At 58.9% G+C, this 17,610-nt stretch carries 10 protein-coding genes; 8 read left to right on the forward strand and 2 right to left on the reverse strand.

All coding sequences use genetic code 11. From position 1 onward, the window contains the following. Positions 1–129 precede the first annotated feature (129 nt). The 6 genes from VGL38_07790 to VGL38_07815 all read left to right on the forward strand — a co-directional run bounded on the left by VGL38_07790 (position 130) and on the right by VGL38_07815 (position 11,560). Positions 130–2,868, forward strand: coding sequence for a hypothetical protein (locus tag VGL38_07790; protein HEY3295325.1), 2,739 nt, complete (start codon positions 130–132; stop codon positions 2,866–2,868). Between the two features lie 137 nt (positions 2,869–3,005). Then, positions 3,006–4,982: a carboxypeptidase regulatory-like domain-containing protein gene (locus VGL38_07795; GenBank protein HEY3295326.1), complete on the forward strand. Its 1,977-nt coding sequence runs from the start codon at positions 3,006–3,008 to the stop codon at positions 4,980–4,982. 285 nt (positions 4,983–5,267) lie between these two features. Next, entirely contained in the window at positions 5,268–5,912 is a 645-nt protein-coding gene (locus VGL38_07800) for a TetR/AcrR family transcriptional regulator (GenBank protein ID HEY3295327.1), read from the forward strand. A 4-nt stretch (positions 5,913–5,916) separates the two neighbouring features. Next, positions 5,917–7,296 carry a TolC family protein gene (locus tag VGL38_07805; protein HEY3295328.1) on the forward strand — a complete coding sequence of 460 codons (1,380 nt, stop codon included), beginning with the start codon at positions 5,917–5,919 and terminating at the stop codon, positions 7,294–7,296. A 32-nt stretch (positions 7,297–7,328) separates the two neighbouring features. Further along, complete coding sequence (locus VGL38_07810; GenBank protein HEY3295329.1) at positions 7,329–8,390, forward strand: efflux RND transporter periplasmic adaptor subunit; 1,062 nt, start codon at positions 7,329–7,331, stop codon at positions 8,388–8,390. A gap of 17 nt (positions 8,391–8,407) precedes the next feature. Further along, positions 8,408–11,560 (forward strand): efflux RND transporter permease subunit, encoded by a 3,153-nt coding sequence (locus VGL38_07815; GenBank protein ID HEY3295330.1) that lies wholly within the window; start codon positions 8,408–8,410, stop codon positions 11,558–11,560. Positions 11,561–11,681: 121 nt separating this feature from the next. Here VGL38_07815 and VGL38_07820 read toward each other — a convergent pair whose 3' ends face one another. Together VGL38_07820 and VGL38_07825 are read right to left on the reverse strand one after the other, a co-directional pair. Further along, the gene (locus tag VGL38_07820) at positions 11,682–12,818 is read right to left on the reverse strand and encodes an FAD-dependent oxidoreductase (protein HEY3295331.1); all 1,137 of its coding nucleotides are present in this window, start codon (positions 12,816–12,818) and stop codon (positions 11,682–11,684) included. Positions 12,819–13,118: 300 nt separating this feature from the next. Further along, positions 13,119–15,380: a VIT domain-containing protein gene (locus tag VGL38_07825; GenBank protein HEY3295332.1), complete on the reverse strand. Its 2,262-nt coding sequence runs from the start codon at positions 15,378–15,380 to the stop codon at positions 13,119–13,121. A gap of 237 nt (positions 15,381–15,617) precedes the next feature. Here VGL38_07825 and VGL38_07830 point away from each other — a divergent pair, with 237 nt between their 5' ends. Both VGL38_07830 and VGL38_07835 read left to right on the forward strand, forming a co-directional pair. Then, entirely contained in the window at positions 15,618–16,214 is a 597-nt protein-coding gene (locus tag VGL38_07830) for a sigma factor (GenBank protein ID HEY3295333.1), read from the forward strand. Next, positions 16,211–17,590 (forward strand): tetratricopeptide repeat protein, encoded by a 1,380-nt coding sequence (locus tag VGL38_07835; protein ID HEY3295334.1) that lies wholly within the window; start codon positions 16,211–16,213, stop codon positions 17,588–17,590. Before VGL38_07830 ends, VGL38_07835 begins: the two co-directional genes overlap by 4 nt. Positions 17,591–17,610 lie beyond the last annotated feature (20 nt).

Below are 17,610 nucleotides of genomic sequence, written 5' to 3' on the forward strand. Positions count from 1 at the left end.
TTGACCGTTTTCGCAGCGACGGCGGTCATCCACAACATCGCGAATGGAACATCTCCGAAGCCTGCGGAACCACAAGCCGTGCAACTGGGCGTCTCAATTCCCCAGTTATCTCAGACAACACCTGGAAGTGTGCCTTCCTCTACCCTTGACGCCGCCGCGTCAAAAATTATTGCCGACAAGAGTGAACTGCGCAGTGTGCTGGCACAGATTCAGGCTGCCAAGCGCGCAGGCCAAAGGCCCGGCAGCGATTTGTACCGCCGTCTGCAGGATATGGTCCCGGCATCGCCCCGCAGAGGTGGCCATCTGGACCAGGGCGGCGAAGCCTGCGCCAGCGCCGCCGTGATTCCTTCCGTGCCGTATTCGGATTTCGGAACGACCACCGGCTATCAGGACAACCTGCCCGAGTGTGACGGCAGCGGCAATGCGCCGGACGTGGTGTATTCCTTTACGCCGTCCGTCAGCGGCGACTATCACATCAGCCTTTGCGGATCCTCGTACGACACCAAACTCTTTGTGTACGAAGGTACCTGCACCGGCACGCCCATCGCCTGCAATGACGACGGCGTGGCGTGCGGCGATGTCTCGTCGGATCTTCCGCGCGTGACGCTGAACGGCGGAACGACGTACTACATTATCGTGGACGGTTGGGATGGAAGTTTCGGCGATTACGCCTTCCTGCTCGAAGAAGTGGCACCCCCGCCCACCGGCGATGTCTGCGCCGACCCCATCGTTATTCCCAGTCTGCCCTTCAGTGTAGAAAACGCGTGGACCTGCGGCTTCAATAATGACTATTCCGGCTCGACCTGTCTGGGAAGCGCCGATAGCGGCCCCGATGTTGTCTACACGTTTACCTTGACCACGGCATCGTCGGTAGAAATTATTCTGAACGCCCATCCGTCGACGACTCCTCCCATGGAACAGTATGTCTGGCCGGGCGTCCTGCTCAGCGACCATTGCCCGCCGGATTGGAATTGCCTTGCCTCCGCCTCGAACATGACGGCTGACCTCCTGTATCTGCCGTGCCAGGCGCTTCAGGCTGGAACGTACTATGTGGTCGTCGACAATGCCAACATGTTCCAGGCCTGTTACAGCTACGATCTCACCATCCGGAACTGCGGCCCCTGCACCGTTACCAGCCATCCCGGCGACGTCGCCGAAGTGACGGAGCCGTTTCCGGTTCCGGGGACATTCTCGGTGAACGATCCCAACGGCGGCTGCAACAATGCGAGCCCTTACCTTCCACGGTACCAGACCGTTACGAGCGGCGAGACGGTTTATGGCCGCACGTTCTTCTACACGGATTCCATCACCGGCTCTCTCAAAGCGGATACCGACTGGTACCGTCTGCTGGTGACCACACCGTCCACGGTGACGTGCACATATGCCGGCGAATCCCTGCTGCGTATCGCCATAATTCAGCCGCCGTGCCCCGGGGTGATTGTTCTGAACGGAGTGCCCTCCACGCCGTGCAATGCCGGAACGATTTCCTCCTGTATGGAACCGGGTGAATATTACATTCGCATCAGCCGCGGCGGTCCGCAAACCGGGCCGGATGCCCAGACGTTTGCCTATCGCGCGTCGTTCAGTTTGACTCCGTGCCAGTTGCCGCTGGGCCGCTGCTGCTATTCCGGGACCTGCGCCACCAACACCCATCCCGAGTGCGTGGCCCTGACCGGAACCTGGTTTGCCGGTCTGACGTGTGATACCCCCTGCCCGGTGATTCCGCCCAATGACAATTGCCAGAATGCCGGCACCCCCGCCTCCCTGCCCGCGACCTTTACGGGCAACAACATCAATGCCACCAACGACTGCCCGTTGTATGAAGGCGATCCGCAGGTTTGGCATGTGTTCACCACCACCGAGGCGCAGGATATTCAGGTTGACTATTGCGGCACGCAGAACTTCCACAGCTTCAATCCCTACCTGTATCAGGGATGCCCCTGCGGATCGCGGGTGATGCTGGACCTCGTCGACTGGGGCCTCTGTTCCCCCACCGCCATGACCGGAATCTGGCGCAATCTGCCCGCCGGCACGTGGTACATTTCGGTCACCCTGTACAATCCCAACAGCATCGGGGATTACACGATCCATGTTAATTCCATTCCCAGCGGACCGCCGGCCAATGATGAATGCACCGCGGCCACGCCGATCACGCTGGTTCCGAATGGTCAGGTCACGGTGACCGGATCGACGATCAATGCCACGGTCAGTTGCTCGAACATCTGCAACGAAGGCGGCTTCGACTACACCTCCTCGGGCGGCGACGTGTTCTATTCGCTGACGCTGACGGAGTGCCGCCGGATTGCCATGGCCCTGGGCATCGGTGACATGCATATCGCCGTCTATCAAGGCGTGGCGCAGTGCTGCACCGGACCGGCTTTGCTCTGCAACGACGACGACGCTCACTTCCTGCCGCTGCCGGCATGGGATGTGCCCGCGCAGCATCCGGGAGAATCGCGTTCGTATGTGGCCGCTTCGTTGAATCCGGGCGTTTACCTGATTCGCGTGGCCAAGTATGCGTCGCAGTCCGGCGCGTACACGCTGACCGTGTATGATAACGGTCCGTGCTGTCTGCCTCCCGCGGCCAACGATGTCGCGGTCCTGCGCGTCAACAACACGGTCGACGTTCGCTGGAGCACCGATGCCGCGTCTGCCACACGTGGAACGTACCGCATTTACTCCAACACGAACGACATGCCGGTGGGTGATCCGAGCTGGACCATTGTCGCGGACAATATCGTCCCGGTGGTTGGTCAGCATCACCCCTACTACAGCGCGCCGTTCGCCGCGGACGAGCGCCGGTTCTACTACGTCACCGGAATTTGCAATGAAGCATTTACCGGGACGTCCACCACATCCAAACCATAAACCACGCATCTATACGGCGATGGACATGGTGACGACCGTGGAATCTTTATGGCTTGATCTCTGAATAAGCAGCGACCGGAGTCGTCACTCCGGTCGCTGTCTTGTTCCCCAGGCTTATTTTTTCGAGAAGGAGTAACGTGCGCGACTTCACGCTGTACCTGATCTTTGCACTGACTTGCCTGACTGCGCCGCGTGTTCTTGCCCAACCGGATACTCTCTGGTCGGCGCGAGTCACCGCGACCGGAAACCCCGCGATTTACAGCGCGATCAACCATTCCAGCGGTGATCTGATCCTGGTGGGTGAAACCAATCCCGGGCTGCCGTCATCCAATTTTCTGATTTCCCGCTTAAGCCCCGCCGGCGCAGTCGTGTGGACTCGCACCTTTGGCGGTTCAAGCAACGATGCCGCCTACTCTTGCGTTGAACTTCCGGACGGAAATCTGGTCGTGGCAGGCGGATTCGGCGGTAATGCTATTCAACTTATGGCGCTGAGCACTTCAGGTGACAGCCTGTGGAGCCGTGCCTATGCCAATGGGACTACTTCGACTGTCTGCGACATCACGCTCCTGCATGACGGGACCATCGCGGTGGTGGGCACGCGGCTCGCATCGGACACCGTGCGGTCCGATCTCTGGCTGCTCAAATGCACGGCCAGTGGTGATACCGTGTGGACCCGGGTTTTTGGTGGAAGCAATTCCGACATCGGTTATCGAATCAGCGAGCGGCCGGACCGAAGCTTGCTGATGACAGGTTACTCCCGCAGTAACGGCGCGCGGGATTATGATTTCTGGCTGCTGCATACCGATTCGCTGGGAAATCCGCTCACCTCCACCCTGTATGGAAGCAGCGGGCCGGATATGTGCTACGATTTTGCAGACGGTGACAGTGTTGTTTACCTTGCCGGCAAGACCACGATTGCCAGCGCCAACCGGGGCTATCTGGCCAAGGCCAATGGCGCGGGAGATTCTCTGTGGGCTCGCAGCTACACTCATGGCGGTGTGGAAGAACAGCTTCGCGGAATTGTGGCGCAGGAATCCGGCGAAGCCATCTGTGCCGGCTGGTCCGGCCCCAGTTGGAATGACCGGCAATGCTGGCTCTTTGCCATTACGCCTGACGGGTCCGAAAGCTGGCAGTGGGTCTATGGTCCGGCGGCAAGCGGTTTCTACGGCATCATTCCTGTCACCGCAGGCGGCTACTTGGCTTTCGGACAGATCTCCGAAGCCAATGTTCGCAAGGGCTACGCGGTGCGGTTGTCCCTCTCCCAAATTCGCGGCTCTGTGGTGGAATGGGGAACCGGCGCCGTGGTGGCAAGCGCGCGAGTAGACATCGGCGGCACAACGCAGTATGTCATCACCGATGCGCACGGCGAGTTCCGCCTCGGCATCGTGAACGGCACCTATGACCTCACGGTGTCGGGGAGCTGCATTTCCCGCGACACTCTGAGGCAGGTTGTCGTCCCGCCCGATTCCTTTGTCACAGCGGACTTTCACGTTCGCCGCCCGCACGTCGTCTGGCTGGAATCGTCCATCAGCACCGTGGTTCACAATCATGTACGTACGACTTTGCCACTTCACATCGTAAACTCCGGCAATGGAGCGATGGACTTTGGCATCATCGCTCAGCCTGTACGGCCTGCAGGTCCCTGGCTTTCGGTGACCCCGGACACAACGCGGATTAACGCGGGTGATACCCTGACCGTGCAGGTAGAGATTGCGCCGGACACCACGGATGACGGAACCCATGAATTCTACGGAAACCTGCTGGTCCGCACCAATTCCTGCCCCGGCAGCACGGAGACGATTCCTGTTACCGCGTTTGCCCTCAACGCCGACGGTAAGGCCGCCTTATCTCCCCAGAACTTTTCTCTGGCAGCGTATCCCAATCCGTTCAATCCCCGCACAACACTTACACTTTCTGTTCCGCAAGCGGCGCGCATCACGCTCTCGATCTATGATATTACGGGGCGGTGCGTCGCGGTGTTGACCGATCAGCCGTTTGCACCGGGGACCTATCTTCTCCCCTTTGACGCAGGATCATTGCCGTCCGGACTCTACTTTGCACGCGTCGAAAGCGCACTGTTCACATCCACCCGAAAGCTCATGCTGCTGAAGTGAACCGCACATCTTAGATGTTAGTCTTCTAACAGGCTCCCCAGAAGTGGGGGGCTTGTTGACTCTTAGGGGTTCGGTTGATTCGGAGGCTGCCTCAGCGGCAGCTTCTTTCACGTGTCTTGGATTCACATCTTATTAATAAGTCTAACTATAGCAAACTTGACTCTTCAGGAGCGGCTACTTATATTGTGACCAGTCAGTCATGTTGTGACCGTGAAGTTCTAATTATGACTATAAGGTCATGTTTGGCCACTTCGGTACAACTGTTCAGGGCAAAGGGAGTTCAGCATGGACAAAGAGTCTCAAACACGTAAGACGATGCGGCGGGAGCAGGAATCCCAGCTCCGCCGGCGGGAAATCATGCTTGCGGCACGAACCCTGTTTATCGAAAAGGGGTTTCGCAACACGACCCTCGATGAGATCGCAGAGCAATCGGCGTTCGGGAAGGGGACGATTTACAATTACTTCGCGAACAAAGACGATCTGTTCCACGCGATTATCGATCAGTTGATTGATGAGACCTTTGCCGAGACGCGGGTGGCCATGCAACAGGCGGGAGATGATGCGCGGGCCCAAGTATCAGCCTATGCTCGAGCTTCGGTGCTCCACTTTCACACAAATAACGAAGTCTTCCTGATGATCATGCGCGAACACAATCAGCTTGTTCCGCAGATGATGGAGAAGTTCTTCCACCGTTACCTGGAAAAGCTGACCCTTATTTCCAAACCGCTTGAAACCGGCATGCGTGCCGGAGCCATCCGGCCCGGGGATCCGCAGAAACTCGCGGCGCTGTTTGACGGCATGATCCGCACCTACTGTCTGGCAGGCAGCCAGGGGCTCTGGCCCAGCGGCAATCAATCGCCCGAAGATGCCGCCGCATTGCTGGTCTCCGTCTTCTTCGATGGAATCGAAAACAATTCTAAACAGGGATAACGTTATGTCGAACAGGATGCGCACCGGCAGCAAAAAGCTCCTTTGGGTAGTGTTGCTGTGTGCGGCCGTCAGTTCTTCACCGGCTGCGATGGCGGCGGATTCAACCTCCGCGGCCCCCGCCCTCACCCTCACGCTGCCCAAAGCCATTGCACTGGCCCTCGACCGCAACCGTGACGTGCGGATTGCCGGACAGGAGCGCGCCAAGGCACAGGCGCAGGTCAGCGAAGCATGGTCCAATGCTCTGCCGCGGATCAGCGCCAGCGGCGATTACCTCCGCAATCTGCAGCTTCCGGTCATGTTCCTGCCCGCCAACTCCTCCTTCAATCCGACCAGCTCCACAAAATCGATGGCCATCGGCTCGAACAACTCGTACACGATGGGCGCGTCGTTTGCCCAGCCGCTGTACAACCGCAAGGTGGGAGTGGCCCTTGATATTGCCAGCACGTATGAAGCCTACGCGGATCAGGCCTTTCAGGCTACGGCGGAGGATGTTACCCGCAATACCACCAAGGCCTTCTATCGCGTGCTGCTTGCCAAAGAGCTGGTGGAAGTGAACAAGCAGGGCCTCGATGTGGTGAAGGCCAACCTGGATAATGTGCGTACGCTGCAGCAACACGGCAGCGCCGCCGAATATGATCTGCTTCGCGCCGAAGTGCAGTATGCCAACACCGAGCCGCTGCTGATTACCGCGCAGAACAGTCTCGAACTGTCCATGAATTCCCTGAAGGCTCTGCTCGCGCTGCCGCTCGATCAGAACCTCGAACTCGACGGCGCCTTCCAGTTCGAAGCCATTCCGCCTGCAGAACTGGAAACGGCGCGGCAGAACGCCATCACCCGTAATTCGGGTTTGGCGCAGATTGCCTTGCAGGAATCGCTGGCCACGCAAAACATCGCCGTCGTCAGGGCGGATTACTTTCCTTCCTTAAGCCTTATCGGTTCTTATGGCTGGCAGACGCAGGATAACACCTATCAGATGAACCGCTACAAGTGGGCGAACACGCTGGCACTGGGTCTGCACCTGTCCTATACGCTGTTCGACGGCATGGCCACCCGCTCCCGCATCGCCGAGGCCACCAGTGACCGCACCAAGCTTCAGTATCTGCGCCTGAAGGCTGAAGAAGGCTTGCGGATTCAGATCCGCACCGCCGAATCCCAGATGGAAGAGGCCGGCAAACGGATTGAAGCGCAACAGAAGAGTCTGGGGCAGGCCCAAAAGGCGCTGCAGATTTCCCAGACCCGCTACAAAAGCGGGATTGGCACCCAGCTCGAACTGCTGGACACGCAGGTGGCGATGACCCGCGCCCAGACCAATTACTCGCAGGCGATTTACGATTATCTTACGGCGAAGGCCGACTGGCAATATTACGTGGGGAACCTTCGATGAGCCATCTGTGCATGAAACCGAGGAACAGAACCTTGCTCACTATATTTTTTTCCCGTGGCCGGATGGCCGCCGTGCTGATGATCGGCGCCGCGCTGCTGAGTCTTGGCTGCAAAGGGAAAGCCTCTCCGGCCCAGGGCGCTGCGGCGGCCCCGCGGCTTGTGCCGGTCGAAACCGCTACCGTACAGCGCGAGAATCTGTCGCTGACAAAGACCTATTCCGGATCCCTTGAAGGCGAAGAGCAGGCCAATCTGGTGGCGAAAATTCCCGAGCGGGTTACCGCCATCAAGCTTCAGGTCGGAGACCATGTCTCGCAGGGGCAGGTCTGCATCACCCTTGATAAGAGCGGATCTTCCTCTCAATATTTTCAGGCCGAGGCCAACTTCAGCAATGCGTCCAAGACGCTCGAGCGGATGAAATCGCTGTTTACCGAAGGCGCGATTTCACAGCAGGCTCTGGACGGAACGCAGACCGCCTATGATATCGCCAAGGCGAATTTCGAAAGTGCGCGCAGCACGGTGGAACTGTCCTCGCCCATCGCCGGGATCGTAACCGCGATTAATGTGACGGTGGGCGATCTGGCCAATCCCGGCGTGGTGCTGGCCACCGTGGCCCGCAATGAGCGGATGAAAGTCATCTTCAACCTGAATGAAACCGATGTTGCCGATCTGGCGGTCGGACAAAAGGTAAAGGTTTTCGCCGACTCGCGCCCCGACATCGTAACCGAAGGAACCATCACTCAGTTCTTCAAATCGGCGGACACCCGCTCGCGTTCCTTTGAAGTCCGCGCGATGTTCCCCAACACCAAAGATCACTGGTTCCGCCCCGGTATGTATGTCAAAGTGACTTATGACCGTGCGCCCCGCCAGAATGTGCTTACGATTCCCACCGCCGCCATTCAGAGCACGGGCGAGACCGGCCGCGTCTTTACGGTGCGCAACGGGCGCGCGTTCAGCACGTCTGTGACCTCGGGCGTAGCCAACGATGAGAAGACCGAAATTGTCAACGGCCTTGCCGAGCGGGACACCGTGGTCGTCGTCGGCGCCAACGACCTGCAGGATAGCGCCTATGTGTCGATTGCCGGATCATCCAAATAGGGTCAACGGGTCCCGTTATGAAGCTTTCTGATGTTTCGATTCAGCGCCCCGTTTTCGCCACGATGATGATCATGGCGCTCATTGTGCTGGGCCTGTTCTCCTATGTTAAACTGAATATTGATCAGTATCCGGACGTCGACTTCCCGTTTGTCACTATCACCGCCGTACTACCCGGAGCCGGCCCGGAGCAAGTCGAAACCGATGTGACCAAGAAGATCGAGGACGCAGTCAATACCATCGGCGGTATTGATCACATCCAATCCATCTCGCAGGAAGGCGTCGCGATTATCGTCGTCCAGTTCAAGCTGGAAGTGGACGGACGCCAGGCGGCACAGGAGGTGCGCGAGAAGATTGCCGCCATCAGCTCCGATCTGCCGGACGATCTCGAAGATCCGGTGGTGCAGCGGATTGATCCTGCCAGTACGCCGATCTTTAACCTGACGGTGGCGGGAAACCGTTCCGAAAAAGAGATCACCACCTACACCAAGAACGTCATCAAGAAGCGTCTGGAAAATGTTCCGGGTGTCGGTCGGGTGGATCTGGTAGGCGGCGCCGAACGCGAGATTCAGGTGGAGGTGGATGCCGCCCGCTTGCAGGCCTATAACCTCTCCATTCAGGACGTCATCCAGAGCGTCACCAGTTCCAACATGGAAGTCCCGGCGGGAAATCTGACCCAAGGATCGCGGCAGATTCTGCTGCGCACGATGGGCAAGTTCATCCGCGTGGAAGACTTCAACCATGTGGTGGTGGCGACTCCCGGCGGCAAGCCGGTCTACCTGTCCGAAGTCGCCCGCGTGGTGGACGGCGTCAAAGAGCAGACCAGCCTGACGCGGCAAAACGGAAAGATTGCGGTCGGTCTCAGCATCCTGAAGCAGTCCGGCAGCAATACCGTGCGTGTCGCCGAAGCCCTGCAGCGTCAGGTCGCCGCCATTCAAAAGGAATTGCCGTCCGACCTCACGCTCAGCATTGCCCGCGACAACAGCACCCGCATCCGGGATATGGTCGGCGACGTGCTGTTCGACATTTTCTACGGCGGTCTGCTCGCCGTAGTCGTGGTCTTCCTGTTTCTGGCCAATCTACGCGCCACCATCATCAGCGCCATTGCTCTGCCGACCTCGATCATCGCCAGCTTCATTGTGATGTCCGCGCTGCATTTTACGCTGAACATGATGTCGCTGTTGGCGCTCTCACTGGCGGTAGGACTCTTGATTGACGATGCGATTGTGGTCATCGAGAACATTTACCGGCACATGCAAATGGGGGAAACTCCCATGCAGGCGGCCAAGGCGGCAACCTCCGAAATCGGACTCGCGGTCATGGCCACCACCTTTGCCATTGTGGCCGTATTTGTGCCGGTGGCGTTCATTCCCGGCTTGATTGGCCGCTTCTTCTTTCAGTTCGGCATCACGGTCTCGGTGTCCGTGCTGGTCTCGCTCTTCGTCGCCTTCACCCTCACTCCCATGCTGGCCTCCCGCTGGCTTCACAAGGAGGATGAAGAATTGAAGAAGGACGGCAACCTGCTGCAAAAGGCGCTGTTCTATTTCAATCACTTCTTCGAGCTGCTCAGCCACCGCTACCAGCGGGCCGTTGCCTGGTCGCTGCAGCATCGCAAGACCGTGCTCGTCGGCTCCATTGCGGTGTTCGTGGCCAGCATGTTTTTTATGCGGTTCCTCGGTTCCGCCTTCTTTCCCAATTCCGATCAAAGCGAGCTGACGGTCACGGTTCAGTCGGCGCCGGGCAGCTCGCTTGCTCGCACCGCGGATATCTGCGCGCGGATCGAAACCCTGCTCTCGAGCCGTAAGGAAGTCGTCTCCACCCTTACGACCATCGGTGCGGGCAATGATCCCGTCACCAATGGCTCCATTCTTGTCAAGCTCGTGAAAAAACACGAGCGCGACAAGGGTGTCGCGCAGATTCAGGATGAACTCCGCACCGCGCTGGGCAGCATTCCCGGAGCGTCCATCAGCTTCGGCACGACCCAAGGCCCCGGCGGTGGCACCAAGCCGGTCTCCATGAGCGTGCGCGGCGATGATCTGGGTCGGTTGACGAAGCTTGCCGATAAGGTGGAACGCATTGTGCGCGGAACCACCGGGGCGGTGGACGTCACCAACAGTCTGGAAACCTCCAAGCCGGAATTGCGGATCGTCATCGACCGCGAGCGGGCCTCCGATCTCGGCGTAAACGTCGGCCTGATTGCGTCCAGTGTGCGGGCAATGGTGGACGGCTTTGTGGCCACGCAGTATCAGGAAGGCGACGAGCAGTTCGATACCCGGATCCGTCTGAGTCAGAGCGACCGCACCTCGCTGGATGATGTGAACAATCTGACCGTCAAGAGTTCCAAGGATCTGGGCAACAATCAGAAGGCGCTGATTCCCGTCAGTGCTGTTGCAGACGTTCGTTCGGCGTCCGGCCCGTCCCGTATTAACCGCTACGACCGCCAGCGCGAGATTCGCGTCGAGGCGAATCTTTCGGGAATTCTGCTGGGTGAGGCTCTGAAAAGCATCGGCAAGGAAACGAAGAAGCTGGATGTTCCGCCGGGCTATGCGATTGGCGTAACCGGACAGGGCGAAATGCAGGCGGAAGCGTTCGCCAACATTCTGATGGCCCTTGTGCTCGCCATTGTATTTGTCTACATTGTGCTGGCCGCGCAGTTCGAGAGCTTCTCCTATCCCTTCGCCATCATGTTCTCCCTGCCCATGGCGCTCATCGGAGCCGTCTTTGCCCTCATCGCCTTCCACAGCGCGCTCTCGGTGATGTCGATGATCGGCATTATTATGCTGATGGGTCTGGTCACCAAGAACGGCATTTTGCTGGTGGACTTTGCCAATGTTCTCCGGTCACGGGGCATGGCCCGCACGGAGGCGCTGATTCAGGCCGGCGCAGCGCGACTGCGGCCGATTCTCATGACCACCTTTGCCATGATCTTCGGCATGGTGCCCGTGGCCTTTGCCCTCGGTGAAGGCAGCGAGTTCCGTTCGCCGATGGGGCAGGCCGTGATCGGCGGACTTCTGACGTCGACCCTGCTCACTCTGTTCATCGTTCCCGTGGCCTATTCGATCCTCGATGACTTTTCTTTCAGCCGGCTCTTCTCCCGGAAGTCACGAAAGCAAGGGAAAGAAGGTCACCCATCACGAGTCCCAATTCCGGAAAGAGTATTGGAGAACGATTAGTTCTGCAATACAGCCTTTCCTCGCAGCAAACAGAAGCCCCTTCCGGGGGCTTTTGTTTTTGATAGACTGCGGTGTGCAACCCTCGAGATAACCATTGAGTGCCGGTTACCTCACACAGAACTTAATGTTCGAACCAGCGGCTCTGGCGGCTCGCTCCGTACTGCTGCTTCTCTTTGGCCAGCTCAACCGAGGCCGCGGTGTAGCGTCCTGTGGGTGACGGCCCGGAGAGAAAATCCACATCCACGCGCCCGACCCGCTCGCCGCCAAACTCGACATAGCAGGTTCCCGCTCCTGTATAGGCCGCCGGTTCTTCGCCGCCTTGCAGCTCTGCAATAATCGATGCGGCAGCGACCCGCGCCGCGTTTTCGGCGAACACACCCGCCTTAGGAGTGGTCCCGACACTGGTGACATCACCCACAGCCCACACGCCGGGAAAGCGCGTCCTGAGGTTTTTCGGGGTGACGGGAATCCAGCCGGCCTCGGTCATGCCGCTCTGGACAACAACCTGCGGGACACAGTGCTTCGGAACCCCGAGGAACAAGTCATAGGGCATCTCACTTCGGTCATCCAAAACAGCCACGCGCCGTACAGGGTCAAGCTCCACCACACACCGGTTCGGGACGAAGCCGATTCCCCGCTCGGCAAAGGCCGTAAGCAGAGCGTTGGACGTGTCGGGCGAAGGCGGAATCGGTGTGCCGAACGGCATGACCAGGCTGATCCGGCAGGCATCGCGTACTCCGCGCGTTACAAGGTCGTCGTGCAGCAGCAGGGCGGTTTCGCTGGGAGCCGGCGGACACTTGAACGGCGCCGCCGCAACGCCCACAATCGCGTGTCCTCTCGAGAAGGTGGGCAGCACCTCCCGCAGCCGCTCCGCGCCCGCAAAAGAGTAGAATTCATTGCCTCCCTCCGTCAGCCCCGGTGTCGCTCCAAAATCGTAATCTGCGCCCAGCGCCACCACCAGAATATCGGCCTCGTAGCTTCCCTTCCGGGTGGTGACGCGCCGGGTTTCAGGGTCGATGGCGGTGATGGTCTCCCGCAGAAAGCGCACTCCGGGTTTCAGAATACTGCGGTAGGCAAGCCGCACCGAATCCGGCGTCTTGCGGCCAAACATCACGTCGAGCTTGGAAAAGCCGAAGACGAAGCAGTCACTCTTGTCGATCAGCGTAAGGTCAAGGCTGTCGGTGAGCGTCTCGGACAGGATGGTGCTGATTTCGAGTCCACCGAAACCCGCTCCTAAAATGAGAACACGTAATTTCATGCGTAAGGGGTACTCCATTTAAGCAGATAAATAGGTAATGTTCACATCGCGTTGCGTTCCTGGAGTTCAGGTCTACAACCTAACTTTATAGACGGGCAAATGCAATTCACCCCCAACATCTTTTCTTGCAAGTTTTCGAACTTTCTGAGCAGCGGCGAGCCTCCTTACTGATGCTCTCCTGTCTCATCTTGTTCTCTGCGGCGAAATGCCGAGAGGCAGCTTCATCTCGGAAGAGAAACAGGCTCCCCCTTACGGAGGAGCCTGTGCCGGCGATCACGAGAACGTCAGGGTGTGCGGTTGTTACTCGATCAGGTAAGCCGTGCCACGAAGCAGGATCGCCAGTTTCTCGCTCGGCTTCTGGGAAGCCAGAACCTTGTTTTCTTCTGCGGTGTTCTCGCGGGTGAGAGCAAAATACTCTTCGGAGAACCGCTGAATGATTTTAAATTTGCTGCGGTCCTTCACCGGATCGCGGTCGCCGACTGAAGCGGTCACCCAAATGTCACCGTGCTTGTACAGGGTCTCGTTGCCGGCGATGCGGATGGTGGTGATGGCGTCGCTCCCCCCGCGCTCATACTGGGTTTGACTGGATGCGCCCAGCCGCATCGCGTGGCCTTCGGTATCCACCTTGAATCCCGGACTTTTCGAGATCAGCGCCTCTGTGCTGGCGGCGGCATCCATTTGAGCCTGCGGGCCGGTGACGGAATGACTCCTCGTCAAGGCCTTGGAGGACACTTGCCTACGCACTTCCTGGGAGGACAAGTCATATTGCCGTTCATCCGCAAGGTAACTCGTGTACGGCGTGACTATCCCGTACTGTTTGCTGAGCCGGATCAGTTCATCGACGGTCTCTTCCGCGCGGCCCCGGAGCCGGATCTCTTCAAGCAATTGGCCGATGCGCCGCGTTGCCCAGAGCTTCTCCACAAACCGGTGGGAGGAAGATTCGCCGTTCGCATCGAGGGCAATCGGATACTCGAAACTACGGTGCTCCCCGCCGAACATGCCCGACACCGTCAGCATCGCCGGACAGTCACGCGCCTGCATCAGGTCGTAGGCCTTGTCGCTGTTCGGATAAATCCTTCCCGCCCGAATCAACTGATCTCCTTCGAAGAGATCGCCCAGTTCAGCGGGGCTGTCGTCACCGGTGCCGAATCCATCCAGCGCCACGGAGACATTGGTCATGAACGGATTCTTGATCCGCTTGTAGAGCGCGGATACTTTCGCTTCGATGGATTCATTCGGCTTTACATAATCGCTGCGGCCATGATTTTGATTGACCAGATTGTCCAGCAGCCGCACGTTGACATCATAGCCGACGCCGAAGGAAAACAGCCGCACGCCCGCCTGATTGGCGCGGGAGGTGTTCTCCAGAATGGCCGTCTCATCGGTGTTGCCCACCGTAGGCAGACCATCGGTCAAGAAGATAATGAACGCCGGACGCTTGCTTCCGCGCTCACCATCGAACCGGTTATGGGGAAACTGCGTCATGGCATCATCAAGGGCACGGTAGATGTTTGTGCCGCCCGACGCTTCCACCCGGTCCAGCCTGTCCATCGCCCGTTCGATATTCTGCCGCGAGGCCGTCTGCAGCGAATTGAAGCAGGGTGCCGGGCTGTCATTGTAGGTAATGAAGTTGAAACGGTCGCGGGAATTGAGATTGCGCAGAATGAACCGCGCGGCGTCGCGCGCCTGTCGAATCTTTTCACCGCCCATCGAACCGCTGCGGTCCAATACCACAATGATGTCCTTGGCCAGGGCGGTGCCGGCCTCGGCGCGCGGATTGGGGCTCACCATCAGGAAATAGTAGCCATCTTTGGAGTGATCCGGCCAATAGGTCAGCAGCGTCGCGCCCACCTGATCGTGTGACGTCTCGTAGAAGAGCTGCAGGTCGGACTGCGGACGGTACTGCTTGGCCGCATAGCTTACGACCACACGGTTCGGGCCGCGGCGGTCCACATCCAGATCCATCGTGGGAGAGTACACATTCACAATATCCGCCGCCGACCGGATGTCCGCCGACACCCGGAAGCGGCCCACCGGTTCCGCTCCGAACCGGCCCGTGGTCATAGGGTACCATAGTTCTACCACGTCGCCATCCTTTTTGCAGGTGGCGGTGTAATGCACCACAAGGAGCGCCGCCTGGTGCGCTCCCAGCGGAAATGCGCTGGAGCGGTAGAAGCCATAGCCTGCATATTCAAGCAGACCGGGATCGCGCCTGCGGCGGACAATGTCATTGTAGACCTGTCTCGCCTCCTGAGCATCCAGCATCCGCCCGGTCAATTCCCGGCCATCCACCACCAATGTAAACTGATCCACCGCCGCATCGGCGGGCAGCGGAAACACATATTCCACTTCCACATCATGGTCACTGGGATTGGTCACCGCATCCGTCACCGTAACCGATGCCACCTGATCCTGCACCTGCATATCCACGGTGCGCTCGCGTACCGACCAGCACTCCCACCCGTAGTCCCCACGTATTGGAAGCGCCATCTGCCCGAGGGCGCGTGAGGCGGCCCACCCCATTAGAAAGATCATGGCTAAGAATTTGATGCGCGGTGACATGGCGGGTCCCTTTCAATGCAATGATGAGGTTGCGTTCCAAGGCGTCAAGGCTGGTTGCCTTCCGGTTCAACCCAGTGATTTGAACTGATCCTGTTTTCTTACCGCGTCCCTAAAAGAGCAACCGAAAAATCGTAAAACGATGGAAATAGGATCTTTACCTGTTGCCATCGCGTTCTATTGACAGCCAAGGTCCGGATCATTACATTGTAGCATGAACCTCGAGAGGACGCCGCCGCAATGATGAGTGAACAGGATCTGGCCCGGCACCTCGCCCAGGCAAAAGCGGGCGATGCGGCGAGCCTTGGCCTTTTGTGCGAAGAGGCCAGGGTAAGACTTCAGCTCGTGGTCAAATATCGGTTGGGACGGTGGCCGGAGGCCGACCGCGAGGACTTGGTGCAGGATGCCTTGATGACATTTTGCGACAAGCTTCAGGAAATAGACCGGACTCCCATGGCCTTCGCGCTGTGGATTCTCCGGCAGAAAATCGGCAATGAATTCCAAAAGGCTTACCGGAACCGGGAGCGCTCTTTTACCGAAGCCTTTGGACTTCCCGGACGGGAGGGAGAGGACCGAATTGTGGAGCCTCCGGATCCGGAGGATGATCTGGCCGTCCAATATGATCGCAAGGAAACCGTGGAGCGTATGCGCGTGGCTATCCGTGGGCTCAGTGATTTCTGCCGGGCCGTCTTTGCGGGCGTGCTCGAAGGACTGCGCATGCAGGATATCTGGGAGCAGTACCGGCAGATTGAACCGGGCTTGCAGCGCAGCGCCTTTGACAAGCGCACGCACGATTGCCGCCGCAAACTCTTCGCGCGGATGGGAGCAGCCGAATGAAGAACGACATCCGGCAATTGCAGTGCGTAAATCCCGAACTGGGCGAACGGCTCTTCCCCTACGGATTGGGAACCCTTGCTGCGGAGGACGCGGCAGCGTTTGAAGACCACCTGATGGAGTGCGCCTACTGCCGCACCGAACTGGCGGCGGGATTCGAAGCCTTTGCCGCGCTGAAAGAGCATCGTTCGGATCTCGTGGAGCAGATGAAAGCCTCCGGCGAAGATTATGATACTCTGTTTGCCAAGTTGCGCGAGGCCGCAGAGCCTGAGCGCCGACGCGCGATTTCCTTGCCCACACGATGGAAACAATTCATCGATGCCGTGCTGAATCCGTGGGTCTATGGCCCGGTCGTGACCGCCGCGGTCGCGGTCATTCTTATTTTGCATACGACGCGTCCTCCCCAGCTCGGCACTCCCTCAGCGCCCCGGACCCACTCGGGGGACACTCATCAACTTCGTGCACTGGAAGAAGCAAAGCCCGAGTCTCAGCCTTCCCAACCACAGGCAGAAGAGAAGACTATTGAGCGCATTGCGCCACCCGTACCGGAGACCGCGCCGCTGGCGGATCAGGTGATGCCCCAGCAGAGAAGTCTCAGTCCGGATGTGGCGAAGCAAGCCGTGCCGGCGCTGCCCGAACCGCGCGCCATGCGCGCAGGCCATTCAACTTCCGAGCTGCGCTCCGAAGTGCGGGTGCTGCCCCCTCAAAGCGTTTCTGCGCCGCCGGAATCTGCGGTGCCACAGCAGGACATCACCTACCAGTCTCCGCCGGTCAAGATCGACGTCTCCTCCAAACAGATGCGGTTTGCAGCCGGCCAGAGCCACGAAACGCCTTTGCCGCCTGCGGTTCAGAACCGGGCGCTGGCCCTCATTGCAAATCCACCCCTGATGCAAGAGCGCGCTGCCTCGACGTCCATGCAGCAGATGTTATCCAAGCAACCGGGATTCAAGGTGGATCCTTCCGGCGAGAAGCATGTACGGAAGAGCCATGAAAGTGCGGCTCCGGATACAGCCCGGCCACATCCTGTTCTTGCAGGAATGGCTGCGTACCGCCACGGGGACTATGCCGCCGCCATTCCCGCATTCGCAGAAGCGGCGCGCGAGCAGCCCGCCGACAGCAGCGTCTGGTTCAATCTGGGCATCTCGCACCTGCAACTGAGCCAGTGGGCGGCAGCCGCCCAAGCGCTGACCAAGGCCGATTCCCTTTCCGGCAGCCGCAATCCGCTGCCACACTATTATCTTGCCCTGGCTACGCTCCTGAACGGCGACCTTGAAACCGGACGACTGCTGCTTAAAGGATTGTCCGCAAGGCAGGATTCATTGGGCATCCGCGCCGCCGAGCTTGAGCGTCTGCTCGACGCTCCTGTCAAACGCAGGTAACCGTTTCTCTATCGAACACA

The organism is bacterium, from assembly GCA_036504735.1.
Taxonomy (GTDB): Bacteria; Electryoneota; RPQS01; order RPQS01; family RPQS01; genus DASXUQ01.

Bases quoted from the DNA above. Each gene is read 5' to 3' on its own strand.
- VGL38_07825 (HEY3295332.1), bottom strand. From the start codon at position 15,380: ATGTCACCGCGCATCAAATTCTTAGCCATGATCTTTCTAATGGGGTGG.
- VGL38_07835 (HEY3295334.1), top strand. From the start codon at position 16,211: ATGAAGAACGACATCCGGCAATTGCAGTGCGTAAATCCCGAACTGGGC.
- VGL38_07820 (HEY3295331.1), bottom strand. From the start codon at position 12,818: ATGAAATTACGTGTTCTCATTTTAGGAGCGGGTTTCGGTGGACTCGAA.
- VGL38_07815 (HEY3295330.1), top strand. From the start codon at position 8,408: ATGAAGCTTTCTGATGTTTCGATTCAGCGCCCCGTTTTCGCCACGATG.
- VGL38_07800 (HEY3295327.1), top strand. From the start codon at position 5,268: ATGGACAAAGAGTCTCAAACACGTAAGACGATGCGGCGGGAGCAGGAA.
- VGL38_07805 (HEY3295328.1), top strand. From the start codon at position 5,917: ATGTCGAACAGGATGCGCACCGGCAGCAAAAAGCTCCTTTGGGTAGTG.
- VGL38_07830 (HEY3295333.1), top strand. From the start codon at position 15,618: ATGATGAGTGAACAGGATCTGGCCCGGCACCTCGCCCAGGCAAAAGCG.